The organism is Acinetobacter sp. 24-47-66, from assembly GCF_056779755.1.
The window spans coordinates 19,999-34,426 of sequence record NZ_JBWYIL010000016.1 but is presented as its reverse complement, the minus strand read 5'-3'; the positions used below and the strand labels follow the sequence as shown (position 1 = coordinate 34,426).

The window sequence follows — 14,428 nt, the reverse complement described above, 5'->3', positions numbered from 1 at the left end:
CTGTTATTATTTAGTGAAATAATTTATGACAACATTAACGCCTAAAAAACTCAATTTATTTTCAAAAACAGCGCTATATAGCCAAAAAATCATCTCAGGTACTGCTGCTGTCACTGAAGGGTTTTATTTAATTTTTAGGCATCAAATGTATAAAAATCCGAATAATCCAAACAATACTCGCTATGTACAACATTTTTGCCGTCGCTTATGCAAAGTTTTTAATATCGATTTACAAGTGCATGGCAACATTCCTCGTGAACCCGCATTATGGGTGAGCAATCATATCTCTTGGTTAGATATTCCTGTATTAGGTTCGAGTGCGCGTGTATTTTTCTTAGCAAAAGCAGAAATTGAAAATTGGCCGATTTTTGGGAAACTTGCCAAGGGTGGTGGAACACTGTTCATTAAACGAGGTTCAGGAGATTCGGTCCGTATTAAAGAGCAAATCACAGAATTTTTGAAGCAAAATATCCCTGTCTTATTTTTTCCAGAAGCAACCACGACTGATGGAACTAAAGTCAAAAAAGTGCATGGAAGAATTTTAGCTGCAGCCATCGAGGCTCAAAAACCAGTGCAAGTTTGTTTAATCTGTTATGTCAATCAAGAGGGGGAGTTAGATCAGGTTGCTCCCTTCATTGGAAATATCGGATTTGCCGCGCATCTCAAAGCGGTATTGGAAATGCCTCAAGTCGTTGCACATTTAACAGCCTTGCCCACGATTGATGTTACTGGGCATACAGTAGAAAGCTTAACGAGAGAAGTGCAACTCAGAATGCAGGAAGGATTGGAAGCATTACATCAAAAAGTACTCAAAGCTTAATCATTAGAAGCAAAGCAGGGATCATGATGATCCCTGCTCTTACATGAATCCTTCGATTGGCAACCATGAGATAACTTTCAAGCTTGCTTTTTGCCACCATTTCATTTTTGGTTCTTTGGTATAGATTTTAATACCTTCAGGTGTCGCTTGTTTCCAATTAATATTATTTTGTGAATCTAGAACTAATTTATAGGCATATTTTTTTAGGTTCTGATCCATGGTTTTATGCACAGCTTGCGCTAGGGGTTGGCTGTTTAAAATGACGCCAATTTCAGTATTTAAATTGGCTGAACGTGGATCAAAATTAAATGATCCGATAAATACTTGCTTATCATCCAAAGCCATCATTTTTGCATGCAGGCTTGAGCGACTCAGCCCTTTAAGGCTCACTTTGGACTGCTTAGAAATTTCAATATTATTTTTATTTTGGAATTCTTCTGGCAAAGCAGGGAGGAACTCATATAACTCTACGCCGTTTTGCAGTAAATCCTGACGATATTTCGCATAAAATGCATGTACAAGCGCAACATCATTGGCTTTAAAAGAGTTGGTCAGTACGCGAACTTTAACGCCATCTTGTGCGATCGCACTTAAGCGTTGCTCACCCTTGCGTTCAGGAACGAAGTAAGCGGAAATGATATCGACACTTTTTTCTGGTTTCTCTAAGCGTTCAACCAGTTGAAAGTTGAGATGTTCCTCTTTCTTTGCTTTCGCTTTGATTTTTTCTGGTGAATCTTTGATAACTTCTGCTTTCACCCAATCCAGCTTAATTTCTTGATTGAGCCAACGATCAAAATCATGAGATTCACGAGTAATTTCAACATAACTACGTACAGCACCATCATCAAAGTGCTCTTGCAGTTGCTGTTTTAAACCTTCATAGCGCAATGTATATTGTTGATGATTGACAATATTTTTAACTGGATAGGCATATTCATGATTCCAGTACTCATCAAATGAGTGGGTAATATCACTTACTGCATGACCGACAAGCATGACATCGACATCTGAAAATTGATATCGGTCACTGACATTGTAGTATTGATTACTCATATTTCGGCCGCCAATCAGGGTAATTTGATTGTCAGCTGTAAACGTTTTGTTGTGCATCCGTCGATTGATACGTTTCAGATCCAAAATCATATCAACGGGTCTAAGGCGTCGGAATTTATAAGGATTGAATAACTTTACGTCAATGTTTTGATGTTGGTCCAACGCGAGATAAATACTTTCCATCGTCTTAGCGTTGTTGTCATCCATTAACAATCTGACTTTTACACCACGATCAGCAGCTTGAATGATTTTATAAAGAGCCAATGCACCTACACGGTCGTTATCCCAAATGTAATATTGAAGGTCGAGTGTTTTCTCAGCTTTCTCAATTAATTGAAAACGTGCAGCTATCGCTTCGATTGGATCATATAAAACATGAAAACCTGTTAATTCAGGATTCTTAATTTTCAAAGGTTCGACAATTTGCGCCAATGAAGTGTCATGAGTGTCGATGTCGTACGCATATTGAGGTGCAATAGCTTGTTGAGTAGGTAAAGTTGAGCATGCAGGTAAAGCAAGAACCAAACATGAACTCATGATGAAGCGCATTTTAAAAGATGTACTCTTTTGGCGATTCAATTGTTGAGATTGATTCTTTTTCATGTGATTTGCTTGCATAATCTATTCTTTGAACTCAGTGTGCTAAAGTATAAAGAGCACCATTTAAAAGATAAATGAACCACTCAGATTATTCGTCTGATTTAATGAAAGAGATTGAATATGTGGACAACAAATAACATCCTTGCTGCGTTCTATATTATTTTCTCGCTCTTCGCTATTTGGGGAGTCACGCAAGCATGGATGAGCCAATCTCGAACTGAAACCATACATCCATTTAAAGCCTTTGTTCATCTCTTGGCATTTTATCTTTCTTATTTACTTGTTCCGTTGTGGTTTTTTAGTATTTTTGCTACTTGGCAAGGTATATTTTCATTGCATGAAGGTGTGTTTATTTTCTTGTTGAGCAGTATATTGATTTATGCACGTTTCATTGAGCCACATCGTGTAGTAGTGAATAACCTGAGTTACAAGTTAAGTTCAACGCAACCCTTTAAACGTCCGATTAAAGTGGCATTAATTGCAGACCTACATATTGGATTGTTTTCTGGGCATGAAAGACAATTGAAAATTATCGTAAATAAGATTAATCAAGTTCAACCAGATTTAGTGGTTGTGGCAGGAGATTGGACCTACGAACCAGAAAATAAGCTGGCAGAAGAGCTCCGAGTATTGAGAGAAATCCAAGCGCCTGTCTATTCTGTGAATGGTAATCATGATGAGCAATATCCAGGTCCACCAATTCAGGCATTATTAAAAGATGCGCTAGCTTCAAATCAGGTGATGGATATTGAAGGTAAGATTGTTGAGTTTGATGAGTTTAGATTGATTGGTGTGGGGGATTTGTGGGCAGGTAAGGCCGACATGAGGGATATGCCTGATTTACCACAAGATAAGCCGTGGTTAATTCTGTCACATAATCCGGATACGGTGGATATGGTGCCAAAATTGCCAACTCATCCGTTGATGTTGTCAGGGCATACACATGGGGGACAAGTGGAGCTTCCGTGGTTGACAGATTACATCATGAAAAAAGTGTCTATCTTGGGTCATAAACGTGGTTTATATAAGCATGAACATGCCAATGTTTATGTGTCCGTAGGTACTGGCATGGTAGGTGTCCCATTCAGATTCAGAGTACCACCGATGATTGATATCATTGAACTCAGCTAATAAAAAAACCGGCTTAAGCCGGTTTTTTTAGATGAAAACATCAAATTTGATTATTCACATCATCATGTTTCGTTTCGCGAATCATCAGGAAAGCAATCAGTGAAAGGATTGATGCAGCCGTCAAATAATAGCCTACTGCAGACAAACCATATTCAGTTGCCAATTTCGTTGCAATCAAAGGTGCGAAAGATGCACCAAAAATACCAGCAAGGTTAAATGTTAACGCCGAACCAGTATAACGCACCGATGTCGGGAAGATTTCTGAAAGTACCGTACCGATTGGACCATAGGTTAAGCCCATAATCGCAAGACCAATACATAAGAATAAGAACACAATCAGTGTGCTTCCTGACTCCAACATGTCCGCAAAGAAAATACCAAAAATAGCAGAAATTACACACACCGCGATCGAAGTGGTTTTACGACCGAACTTTTCCGCAAAAATTGCAGAAAGGGGAATAAATGCTGCAAAACAAAGCGTTGCAACCAACTGAAGTTGTAGGAACTCTTCACGAGAGTAACCTAATTGTTTTGTACCCCATTGCAATGCAAATACAGTGGTTAAGTAAAAAACTACGAAAGTACAAATGGCTGCAATCGTTCCGAGTACAAGCATTTTTGAATGCTTTTTAAAAACTTGTACAAAAGGGACATTCACTTCTTTTTGTTTATCAAGCACGTTTTGGAATGCTGGCGTTTCATGCAACTTTAAGCGAATCCACAAGCCTACAATCACCAATAAGGCACTTGAAATAAATGGAATACGCCATCCCCATGACATGAATGCTTCTTCACTCATGAATGCCCCAAGCGTAAGGAAAGAGCCTGTGGCAAGGATGAAGCCGATAGGTGCACCAAGTTGAGGGAACATACCGTACCAAGCACGTTTGCCTTCTGGCGCATTTTCAGTTGCGAGTAGAACTGCACCTGACCATTCGCCACCTAAACCTAAGCCCTGACCTAATCGGCACAAAGCTAAAAGTAAGGGTGCCACAATGCCAATTTGCGCATAGGTTGGAAGTAAACCAATCGCAACGGTAGAAAGTCCCATGGTTAGCAAGGCTGCCACTAAGGTTGCTTTACGACCGATTCGATCTCCCAAATGACCGAATAGTGCGGCGCCGATAGGACGTGCGATGAATGCGATTGCAAAAGTTGCTAATGATTGAATCGTTGCTGTCATAGGATCTGTACTTGTTGGAAAGAACAAGTAGGGGAAAATAATGACTGCAGCTGTTGCGTAAATATAAAAATCGAAGAACTCGATGGTTGTACCAACGAGACTTGCAGTTAATACCCGAGTTTTAGAGTTTGCGGGTTGAGCTTGTTGTGATGCTGTATTAGACGCCATGAGAGACCTTACACTTACTAAAAATAAAAAACTTAGATTTAATAGCGTAATCTTTTTAAAAAAGGCGTAATTTCTTAAAAAAATACGAAATACCAACTCGCTCTACGGTGTTAGGGTTGCTAGACGATGTAGTTAAAGTGGTTATAGCACGTAAAGATAAATAGACAAGAAATGTGATCCTGCACCTATCAATACAAAAATATGCCAGATAGCGTGAGTGTATCTTACCTTTTTTAAAGCATAAAACAATGCGCCTATGGTGTAAGCAAGGCCACCAATTATAAGTAAGCTTAAACTTTGATCAGATAAATATGTACGCATATCATCGATCACAAGTAATGCTAACCATCCCATTGCAAGATAGGCAAAAAGCGATATTTTTTGAAAATGGTGAATAAATACCAATTTAAATAAAGTGCCAATCGCCGCAATTACCCAAAGTGCAATTAATAAATAGTGAGCTTTTTGCGTTGGTAAAGCTATAGATAGAAAAGGCGTGTAAGTTCCTGCGATGAGATAATAAATAGCCGTGTGGTCCAATTTTTTAAACCAACCCCGACGCTCAGGTGTTTCCGCAAAATGATAAAGACTAGACGCCGTAAAGAGTAGAACTAAACTAAGTCCATAGACCCAAAGCCCGATCCATTGTGCCATAGGATAAGCAGCACCTTTTATAATCAATAAAATGGCACCGATGACGGCCAAGACAGCACCAATGGCATGACTGATGAAATTAATTTTTTCTTCTAATGGATTATACGAAGCAGGAGATGCTTTCATTGTTCACTTACACATTTAATTATACATCTGTATCGTAATTGAATTTTGCTTTTCGCGTAAGACGCATTAAAATTTAATAGCATTTCTTTTTTTGGCACTGTTTATGACCGTTTCGGCATCCTCCACACCGCAAGAGCAACAATTTCTTGAAGCATTTCATCAAGCATTAGCTTCTCAGCGTTTTGATCGTATGATTCTGAGTCAGTATCAGGGCGAGATAGAAGCTTTAGAGAAGATGACTTTACGCATGATTCGATTACAAGATGAATGGATGCTGAATGTTCTGTATCGCTTTAAAACTCAAGATGTGACCAAAAATTTTCCAATTGATGAAGCTGATCCGTTGGTGAGTAAATTGGTCAGTGAATGCAAACAAGCCAATCTTTTTACATTGGACAGCGAGTTACAGCTCAAGAAAAATAAGAAAAAAGCGATCTTAACTCAAAGTAAAAAGGCTTCAGTCTCCAAGATCATTGAAAAATCACACGACCGTCAAAAACACCGTTTTGTTGAGCAAGAAAGTTATTTTCTTCAACCGTTGGGTATTACGGATCAAAAAGAACAAATTATTCCAAGCATGGCGCGTAAGTGGAAACAGATTAATAAATTTGTTGAGATTTGCTCAGGCGCATTAAACCAAATTCAAGTTGATCAGCAGCTCAACGTTGTCGATTTTGGCTCAGGTAAAGGTTATCTCACCTTTGCACTGTATGACTACTTACAAAAAAATGATTATAATCCTTATGTTACAGGTGTGGAACTGAACGAGAAAATGGTTCAATTCTGTCAAGATGTTGCCCGTAAATCAGATTTTAAGCATTTAGATTTTTTCCAAGGAGATGTACGAACTTACTCGCCTGAAAAACTCGATGTCATGATTGCGTTGCATGCCTGTGATGTAGCAACTGATTTTGCGATTCATACCGGTATTCGATTGAATGCGCAAATGATTATGTGCGCGCCGTGCTGCCACAAAGAGTTGAGACCTCAAATGCAAAGTCCCTCTGTATTAAAACCAATGTTGCAGTTTGGTATTCATGAGGGGCAACAAGCTGAAATGCTGACAGATACAATTCGAGCGCTATTGTTAAAAGCCTATGGTTACGAGACTAAAGTTTTTGAATTTGTGGCTTTGGAACATACTAGCAAAAATAAAATGATTTTAGCCACCAAGCGCAAAGATTTGAACGCACCAGATCAGCAAGTGTTAGATCAAATAATTGCATTAAAAAATATGTATGGTATTCAAAAGCACTCATTAGAGTTGCTTCTAAAAGGAGAGTGGGAGCAACAAAATATTGGTGAAAAGTGCTAACACCCCTTTGGGAATTAACACATGAGTAATGTCTTCGATGTTCAAGTAGGTTCATGGTCGCAATTAAAGTGCTACGCGATGCAGATACGAGAGCAAGTATTTATTCTGGAACAACAAATTTCACCTGAAGACGAATGGGATATGGAAGATGAGACATCGATTCATTTCGTTGTTTTCCATGAAGGTGAGGCAATCGCCACGGCTCGACTACTTCAAAACCATAGTATTGGAAGGGTAGCAGTCATAAAGGCTTATCGAGGAAAAGGTGTTGGGTTTGAGCTCATGAAATTTATAATTGAGTTTGCTCAAAGGGAAAAGCGACCAACCTTGAATCTTTCTGCTCAAGTTCATGCATTACCATTTTATCAACGTTTAGGGTTTGAGCCCCACGGTAAGGAATACTTAGATTGTGGTATTCCTCATGTTTATATGACGATGCAGCTTGAATAAAAAAACGGAGCCAATGCTCCGTTTTTTCATCACAAATATCAATGACTATGTGAACCTGATTCACCATCATGTGTATGACTGTGTTCGCCCATTGCTGCGTGTTCTTCTTCAGTCATATTGTGCTCAGTTGCACTAGCTTGAGCAGCTTTGTTGGCTTCTATTTTTGCTGCTGCTTCTTCAGACATCACAGGTGATGCTTTGAATGCATGATGTTCACTGGTTTCTGTTCGTTGTTTACTTGGCATATAGTCAGGTTCATTTTCAATGGCTACATAGAAAATCACCATAAATATAATACTTAAAATGATCGCGATAATTAGCGCTTTCCAACCCCAAGGAGATTTTTCTGGTGAAGAATGATCAGTCATAATGCTATACCAAGTTGGGTAAAATGAATCTGAGAATATGTTACTTTATAACACATATTTATCGACAAGACCGAAAAAAACCTCTCCGAAGAGAGGTTTTTAATTTATATCAATCAGATCGACTTTCCATACTGAACTTTGTCCTTGAGGAGTTGAGGTGCTTTAAAACGCTCACCATACTTCGCTTCAAGCTGATTCGCGCGCTCAAGCGCTTGTGCGAGTCCATATTGATTGAGGAACTGTAAAGCGCCGCCAGTCCAAGGGGCGAATCCTATGCCAAAAATAGAACCGATATTTCCATCAATGACAGACTCTAAAACACCCTCTTCAAGACAACGTAAGGTATCTAAAGATTGCACAAACAAGAAGCGATCAATCATTTCTTGCTCAGAAATATCAGCCTCTTTCGTCCAATGGTTTAAACCATCCCAAAGGTATTTTTTACCACCTTCTGGATATTCATAAAAACCAGCACCAGCAGCTTTGCCTTTACGCCCAAATTCATGGATCATTTGCTTTAAAACATCTTCAGCAGGGGAGTGTGGTAAATCTTTGCCTTCAGCCTGAAGTGCTTTACGCGTTTCGTTGGTCACATGCTCAGACAAGGTTAGTGCGACTTCATCTTGGATTGCTAATGGACCGACTGGCATACCTGCTTTTAAAGCAGCCATTTCAATTTTGGCTGGATGTACTCCTTCAGCCAGTAAACGCAAACCTTCGTTGACAAAAGTACCAAATACGCGGCTGGTGAAGAAACCACGACTATCATTCACCACGATAGGTGTTTTTCCAATTTGTTGAACATAATCATAGGCTTTAGCTAGTGTCTCAGCTGAAGTCTCTTTACCTTTAATAATTTCAACCAACTGCATTTTATCAACAGGGCTAAAGAAATGCAGTCCAATAAAGTTTTTCGCATCTTTACTTGCTGTTGCAAGACCTGTGATCGGTAAGGTGGATGTATTAGAAGCCATCACACCGCCGTCAACCAAATATTGCTCAGCTTCTTGAGTTACTTTAGCTTTGAGTTCTTGATTTTCGAATACAGCTTCAATGATTAAATCACAGCTTTGTAAATCGGATGCATTCGCTGTAGGGGTAATGAGAGATAAAATTTGTTCGCGCTTTTCAGCAGTCATTCGACCTTGTGAAACACGTTTATCTAACAGTTTTTGACTATACGCCTTACCTTTTTCCGCATTTTCAATCGATACATCTTTAAGGACGACTTGAATCCCTTTAACCGCTGTCGAGTAGGCAATGCCAGCACCCATCATTCCAGCGCCTAAAACACCTACTTTAGTCGCTTGCCATTTTGAAGGCTCTTTAGGGCGGCTTTCACCTGATTTGATTGCATTCAGTCCATGCCAGAAAGTACCAATCATGTTTTTCGCAATTTGACCAGTTGCCAGATACGTAAAATAGCGAGATTCAATAGTTAATGCAGTATCAACATCTACCTGAGCACCTTCAACGGCAGCAGCCATAATGGCTTCAGGGGCTGGATAGCAACCTTTTGTTTTGTCACGCAACATTGCTGGGGCAATGGCAAGGACTTGAGCCACTTGAGGTGATGATGGCGTACCACCCGGAATTTTGTATCCTTTAACATCGAATGGTTGTTGAGATTTTGGATTTGCTTTAACCCAAGCAATTGCTTTATCCATGAGCTCTTGTTCAGAATCAGCCGTATCTTGAATTAAGCCTAGAGATTTTGCTTTTTCTACACCAAATTGTTTACCTTCCATCAAGAAAGGAAAAGCATTCTGCAAGCCGAGCAGTCGTACCATACGCACGATACCACCGCCGCCTGGTAACAATCCTAAGGTAACTTCAGGTAGACCAAATTTCGCTTTAGGATCATTTAATGCAATACGAGCATGACAGCCTAGTGCGATTTCCCAACCACCACCGAGAGCTGTTCCATTTAACGCAGCAACAACAGGTACACCCAAGGTTTCAATATAGCGGAATTCCGCTTTCATTTTTTGGATCATGCCAAAGAATTCAGTGGCGTGTTCTGGTTGAGCTTGAATCAACTCATCCAAATCACCGCCTGCAAAAAAGGTTTTCTTTGCAGATTTAAAAATGATACCTGTAATGCCAGATTCGGCTTTCAGTTTTGTTACCGTCTCTTCCAAAGCAACTCGGAAATCTGCATTCATGGTATTGGCAGACTGATTAGGTGAGTCTAAGGTGAGAATAACAATGCCATCAGCATTTTTTTCAAATTGAATTGCACTCATTATTATTCTCCTTATACCAATTCAATGATCGTTGCGATACCCATACCACCACCTACACACAGTGTAGCCAAGCCACGTTTTTTACCTTGACGTTCAAGTTCATCGAGCAACGTACCTAAAATCATGGCACCTGTCGCACCGAGTGGATGACCCATTGCAATTGCACCACCATTTACATTGACTTTTGCAGGATCGACATTCAGTTCATTAATAAAGCGCATTACTACAGCCGCAAACGCCTCGTTCACTTCAAATAAATCGATATCATCAATGGTTAAGCCAGCTTTTTCCAAAGCTTTGCGTGCCGCAGGTGCTGGACCAGTTAACATGATTGTTGGATCAGTTCCGACAAGCGCAGTTGCTAATACTTTGGCACGTGGTTTTAAGCCTTGTTCTTGAACCGCTTTTTCAGATGCAAGTAGAACAACAGCAGCGCCGTCTACAATGCCTGAAGAGTTTCCTGCATGGTGAACGTGATTAATCTTCTGAGCTTCTGGATATTTTTGTAATGCGACTGCATCAAATCCCATACCGCCCATCATTTCAAAGCTTGGATTTAATTTGGCTAAGCCTTCAACGGTAGTCGTTGGTTTGATGAACTCGTCTTTATCTAAAACGACAACGCCAGCTTTATCTTTTACTGGTACAACTGATTTATTGAAGTAACCATTCGCTTGAGCCGCTGCTGCTTTTTTTTGTGAATCTGCAGCAAAAGCATCTACATCAGCACGAGAGTAGCCATCTAAAGTTGCGATTAAATCAGCACCAATCCCTTGTGGAACAAACGTAGATTTCAGGTTTGTTTCTGGATCGAGTGCCCATGGTCCACCATCGGAGCCCATTGGAATACGCGACATTGACTCTACACCACCAGCAACTACAACATCTTCCCAGCCTGAACGAACTTTCTGTGCAGCAAGATTGACAGCTTCTAGTCCTGAAGCACAAAAACGGTTGATTTGAACGCCTGCTACATCATCATTCCAGCCTGCTGCAATTGCAGCAGTTTTAGCGATATCACCGCCTTGATCACCAATTGGAGTTACACAACCCAGTACGATGTCATCGACTTTAGAAGTATCGAGTTGATGGCGAGTTTGAAGTTCATTTAACAGCGTTGTGAGTAATGTGATTGGTTTTACTTCATGTAAAGAACCATCTTTTTTTCCTTTTCCGCGTGGTGTGCGAATGGCATCAATGATATAAGCCTCGCTCATAATAGTTCCTTTTTTATAGGTTGAAATTGTTATGGTGTTTTGAGTGTAGATGATCTATGTGATTGTGCAATGACGAGAACGGATGAGTCGTTTGATATTTTTGGTCACTGAAAAATTAAGTGTTTTAGATTGCGAAATGAAAAAATTTTTAATGAATGTTAAAAAATTCATAAAGCGAATGCTTAGATTATAATTCAGCTATATCAAATCTTTGGCGCTTGATATGGCAAGCTTTACAACATAAGAGCCTTCATCATCTTTATCAACATACCAACCACCGTTAATTACAGCGGGCACTTTTTTATTGATAAACTGCCCTTTCAGATTCTAATTTACTTAAATAGCCAACGGTTAATCCGTTGATTTCAACTGTGATCGCATTTTGATCGTATTGGTTATATGGTTCTGACAGAACATGAGCAGTACATTCATGAAATTTAGATACAGCTTTTTTTTGACCAGCTATTTTAAGTAAATTTTTTTGATATGCATTTTCTCCGACAATATTATAAGTGTACTGTATATCAGCTTGAGGTACAGAGCTGTGCGATTTTACACTGTAAAATAAAGCGCTATTCCAATCAAAATTGATATTAGGATTGCAGTAAGTGTCATCTTATTATTCCTTTAAATATTCCGAATAGTTTAATTTCAACTTGAATATTTTTGCAAAATAAATAAGCACTTAAATCCATATGTAAAAAAAAGCCTGAACAATGTCAGACTTTTTTTATGTTTGAATAAATTAATGATAACCATGTAATTGACGATACAGTCCTGGTGTTACCCCTGTCCACTTCTTAAATGCTCGGTGGAAGGTACTGGTTTCACTAAAGCCGACTTGTTGTGCCACATCTTCTAAAGTTAAAGATGGGTTTAACAGTAAGTGAATTGCGGCGTCTCGACGCAAAGCATCTTTCACACCTTGATAGCTCTTACCTTCAGCAGCTAAGCGACGGCGAAGCGTCTGTGGTGATAAATAGAGCATGGCTGCAACATCATTTAATGTTGGCATTTCTTCACCAATTTGGCTCTTCAATACTTCGCGAATACGTGATGTGAGTGAATTGGTATTCTTGAATTTCACCAACAGTTTCGCTGGAGCACCTTTTAGAAACTCTTCCAAGGTGTTTTCATCTTGGCGAATTGGAAGGTCTAAGTAGTCTGCAGCAAATGTGATTTCAGTACGAGCTGAATCAAATTGGATCACTGGCGCAAAAAATAACGCATCATATTCATCTGCATGTTGTGGGCGTGGATAAGAAAAATGCACACGCTCTAACGGGATACGACGCTCAATAAGCCACGATGCCAAACCATGCCAGATCATGAGCATACTTTCAGTAATGAAATGGTCAGGATCCATTGTTTTTGGAATGAGTGGAACTAAGCGTGCTTCATGTTTATCGCGCTCTAAAGTCACAGACCACTCATCACCGAATAACTTATAGAACTGTGATGATAACTCAAGCGCATCACCTAAAGTTTTGGCATGTATGATCAATTGACACATGATCGCAAAGGTCCCTAAGCGACGTGGCTGGATATCAAAACCAACGTGTTCATCTTGGGTGACCATCCACAGCATTTTAACAAAGCGTGTGTACTGCTCAGGAGAAATACGTGCTTTAGGTTGGCGGAGTAGTTCAGCTTCAATGCCGACATGTGAAAGTAAAGTGTCAACATCCATCCCTAGACGTTTTACCCCAGTCAGGGCTGCATTCACAAAATGGATACTTATCGTATCGCGACTCATGTTAAATCCTTCAGTCTCTTTGATGTTCACTGCTACTTGACCTAAATGACACAAAAAATAATTTAATTGGCAATTATCACTAGAGTAATTGCTCTTTTACATCATAAATTGCCGAAATGATCAAGGTAAATGGCTGAACATGACATTGTTAATCTTGTTTTATATTTCTATTATGGGTGAAAAATCAACATATTCTTGGTGAAAATAACAATGACAGCTGCATTAAAGGGATTGAAAGTTTTAGATTTTTCCACATTATTACCCGGACCCTTTGCGACCTTGTACTTAGCAGATCTAGGGGCAGAGGTGGTCCATATAGAGTCACCAAATCGACCAGACCTTGTCAGAATGTTGCCACCTTATGCAAATGGTCAAGCCACGGCGCACAGTTATTTGAATCGCAACAAGCAGTCGATTGCTCTAGATTTAAAAGATAGTCAGAGTATTGAACTCATTAAATCAAAAATTTCAGAATACGATATCGTGATTGAGCAGTTCCGTCCTGAAGTGATGCGACGTTTAGGACTCGACTATCAAACTTTATCTGAAATAAACCCACGTCTGATTTATTGTTCAATAACAGGATATGGGCAAACAGGTCCTTATAAAGATAAAGCGGGACATGACATTAACTATGTATCGCTCTCAGGGATTGCTGGGCATTCAGGTCGGCAGGAAAGTGGACCACCACCTATGGGGATTCAAATTGCTGATGTCGCAGGCGGTTCTTTACACGCAGTGATCGGCATTTTAACAGCCGTGATTGAAAGGCAACGGAGTGGTTTAGGTCAATATATTGATATCTCTATGACGGATTGTGCGGTGACCTTAAACAATATGGCTGCGGCAGCTGTACTTGCAGGTGGACAGAATCAATACCCTGAAAATGAACATCTGAATGGGGGAACATTTTATGACTATTATCAAACGCAAGACGGGCGCTATATCTCAATTGGGAGTCTAGAACCTCAATTTATGACAGGTCTGGCAACTATATTAGAACTGCCTATCTTATTGGAAAAAGGAACTTCATTTGATGTTGAAGATCGAAAAGCAGTCAAGGCTGCGATCGCTGATAAAATCAGGGAAAAAAGTTTTGATGTATGGCGTAAAACATTTTCTGAATTAGACGTATGTGTAGAACCTGTGTTAAATCTAGATGAAGCTCTGACGTCAGATTTGGCTCAACAACGTGCTTGGACAGTAGATGTACCTCTAAGGATAGATGCAAATGAGGTAGAAAAACAGTTGGCTTGTCCAATTAAATTTTCAAGATCCAAGGCACAGTATCATTATATCGGCCAAACACTGGGTGAAGGGAACTGGTAGTCAAAGTATTGA

The 14,428-nt window shown here is 39.7% G+C and carries 12 protein-coding genes; 5 read left to right on the top strand and 7 right to left on the bottom strand.

Going from position 1 to position 14,428, the window contains the following annotated elements; translation table 11 throughout:
• Positions 1–25 precede the first annotated feature (25 nt).
• The gene (locus tag AC1M84_RS12580) at positions 26–820 is read left to right on the top strand and encodes a lysophospholipid acyltransferase family protein (protein WP_481595104.1); all 795 of its coding nucleotides are present in this window, start codon (positions 26–28) and stop codon (positions 818–820) included.
• Between the two features lie 39 nt (positions 821–859).
• Here AC1M84_RS12580 and AC1M84_RS12575 read toward each other — a convergent pair whose 3' ends face one another.
• A complete protein-coding gene (locus AC1M84_RS12575; protein WP_481595114.1) occupies positions 860–2,494 on the bottom strand; it encodes a phospholipase D family protein in 1,635 nt (544 codons plus the stop codon).
• Between the two features lie 99 nt (positions 2,495–2,593).
• Here AC1M84_RS12575 and AC1M84_RS12570 point away from each other — a divergent pair, with 99 nt between their 5' ends.
• Positions 2,594–3,604, top strand: coding sequence for a metallophosphoesterase (locus AC1M84_RS12570; protein ID WP_481594009.1), 1,011 nt, complete (start codon positions 2,594–2,596; stop codon positions 3,602–3,604).
• 40 nt (positions 3,605–3,644) lie between these two features.
• Here AC1M84_RS12570 and AC1M84_RS12565 read toward each other — a convergent pair whose 3' ends face one another.
• Both AC1M84_RS12565 and trhA read right to left on the bottom strand, forming a co-directional pair.
• Positions 3,645–4,955, bottom strand: coding sequence for an MFS transporter (locus tag AC1M84_RS12565; RefSeq protein ID WP_035267948.1), 1,311 nt, complete (start codon positions 4,953–4,955; stop codon positions 3,645–3,647).
• 141 nt (positions 4,956–5,096) lie between these two features.
• Positions 5,097–5,735: a PAQR family membrane homeostasis protein TrhA gene (gene trhA / locus AC1M84_RS12560; RefSeq protein WP_481595103.1), complete on the bottom strand. Its 639-nt coding sequence runs from the start codon at positions 5,733–5,735 to the stop codon at positions 5,097–5,099.
• Positions 5,736–5,838: 103 nt separating this feature from the next.
• On the opposite strand from trhA, the gene AC1M84_RS12555 reads away from it, so the two are divergent.
• Both AC1M84_RS12555 and AC1M84_RS12550 read left to right on the top strand, forming a co-directional pair.
• On the top strand, positions 5,839–7,050 hold the full coding sequence (locus AC1M84_RS12555; RefSeq protein ID WP_481589547.1) for a class I SAM-dependent methyltransferase: 1,212 nt from the start codon (positions 5,839–5,841) through the stop codon (positions 7,048–7,050).
• Between the two features lie 21 nt (positions 7,051–7,071).
• On the top strand, positions 7,072–7,500 hold the full coding sequence (locus AC1M84_RS12550; protein ID WP_481595102.1) for a GNAT family N-acetyltransferase: 429 nt from the start codon (positions 7,072–7,074) through the stop codon (positions 7,498–7,500).
• 38 nt (positions 7,501–7,538) lie between these two features.
• On the opposite strand, the gene AC1M84_RS12545 is transcribed toward AC1M84_RS12550, so the two are convergent.
• The 4 genes from AC1M84_RS12545 to AC1M84_RS12530 form a co-directional block, all read right to left on the bottom strand.
• Positions 7,539–7,868, bottom strand: a complete 330-nt coding sequence (locus AC1M84_RS12545; RefSeq protein WP_179999860.1) for a hypothetical protein — start codon at positions 7,866–7,868, stop codon at positions 7,539–7,541.
• Between the two features lie 113 nt (positions 7,869–7,981).
• Entirely contained in the window at positions 7,982–10,114 is a 2,133-nt protein-coding gene (locus AC1M84_RS12540) for a 3-hydroxyacyl-CoA dehydrogenase NAD-binding domain-containing protein (protein ID WP_481595101.1), read from the bottom strand.
• An 11-nt stretch (positions 10,115–10,125) separates the two neighbouring features.
• Complete coding sequence (locus AC1M84_RS12535; protein ID WP_035267939.1) at positions 10,126–11,331, bottom strand: acetyl-CoA C-acetyltransferase; 1,206 nt, start codon at positions 11,329–11,331, stop codon at positions 10,126–10,128.
• A gap of 745 nt (positions 11,332–12,076) precedes the next feature.
• Positions 12,077–13,087 (bottom strand): AraC family transcriptional regulator, encoded by a 1,011-nt coding sequence (locus tag AC1M84_RS12530; RefSeq protein WP_092768523.1) that lies wholly within the window; start codon positions 13,085–13,087, stop codon positions 12,077–12,079.
• Positions 13,088–13,297: 210 nt separating this feature from the next.
• Between AC1M84_RS12530 and AC1M84_RS12525 the strand changes: the two genes are divergently transcribed.
• The gene (locus AC1M84_RS12525; protein ID WP_481595100.1) at positions 13,298–14,416 is read left to right on the top strand and encodes a CaiB/BaiF CoA transferase family protein; all 1,119 of its coding nucleotides are present in this window, start codon (positions 13,298–13,300) and stop codon (positions 14,414–14,416) included.
• The last annotated feature ends 12 nt before the right edge of the window (positions 14,417–14,428 follow it).

Bases quoted from the DNA above. Each gene is read 5' to 3' on its own strand.
- AC1M84_RS12580 (WP_481595104.1), top strand. From the start codon at position 26: ATGACAACATTAACGCCTAAAAAACTCAATTTATTTTCAAAAACAGCG.
- trhA (WP_481595103.1), bottom strand. From the start codon at position 5,735: ATGAAAGCATCTCCTGCTTCGTATAATCCATTAGAAGAAAAAATTAAT.
- AC1M84_RS12540 (WP_481595101.1), bottom strand. From the start codon at position 10,114: ATGAGTGCAATTCAATTTGAAAAAAATGCTGATGGCATTGTTATTCTC.
- AC1M84_RS12535 (WP_035267939.1), bottom strand. From the start codon at position 11,331: ATGAGCGAGGCTTATATCATTGATGCCATTCGCACACCACGCGGAAAA.
- AC1M84_RS12550 (WP_481595102.1), top strand. From the start codon at position 7,072: ATGAGTAATGTCTTCGATGTTCAAGTAGGTTCATGGTCGCAATTAAAG.
- AC1M84_RS12565 (WP_035267948.1), bottom strand. From the start codon at position 4,955: ATGGCGTCTAATACAGCATCACAACAAGCTCAACCCGCAAACTCTAAA.
- AC1M84_RS12525 (WP_481595100.1), top strand. From the start codon at position 13,298: ATGACAGCTGCATTAAAGGGATTGAAAGTTTTAGATTTTTCCACATTA.
- AC1M84_RS12530 (WP_092768523.1), bottom strand. From the start codon at position 13,087: ATGAGTCGCGATACGATAAGTATCCATTTTGTGAATGCAGCCCTGACT.
- AC1M84_RS12570 (WP_481594009.1), top strand. From the start codon at position 2,594: ATGTGGACAACAAATAACATCCTTGCTGCGTTCTATATTATTTTCTCG.
- AC1M84_RS12555 (WP_481589547.1), top strand. From the start codon at position 5,839: ATGACCGTTTCGGCATCCTCCACACCGCAAGAGCAACAATTTCTTGAA.
- AC1M84_RS12545 (WP_179999860.1), bottom strand. From the start codon at position 7,868: ATGACTGATCATTCTTCACCAGAAAAATCTCCTTGGGGTTGGAAAGCG.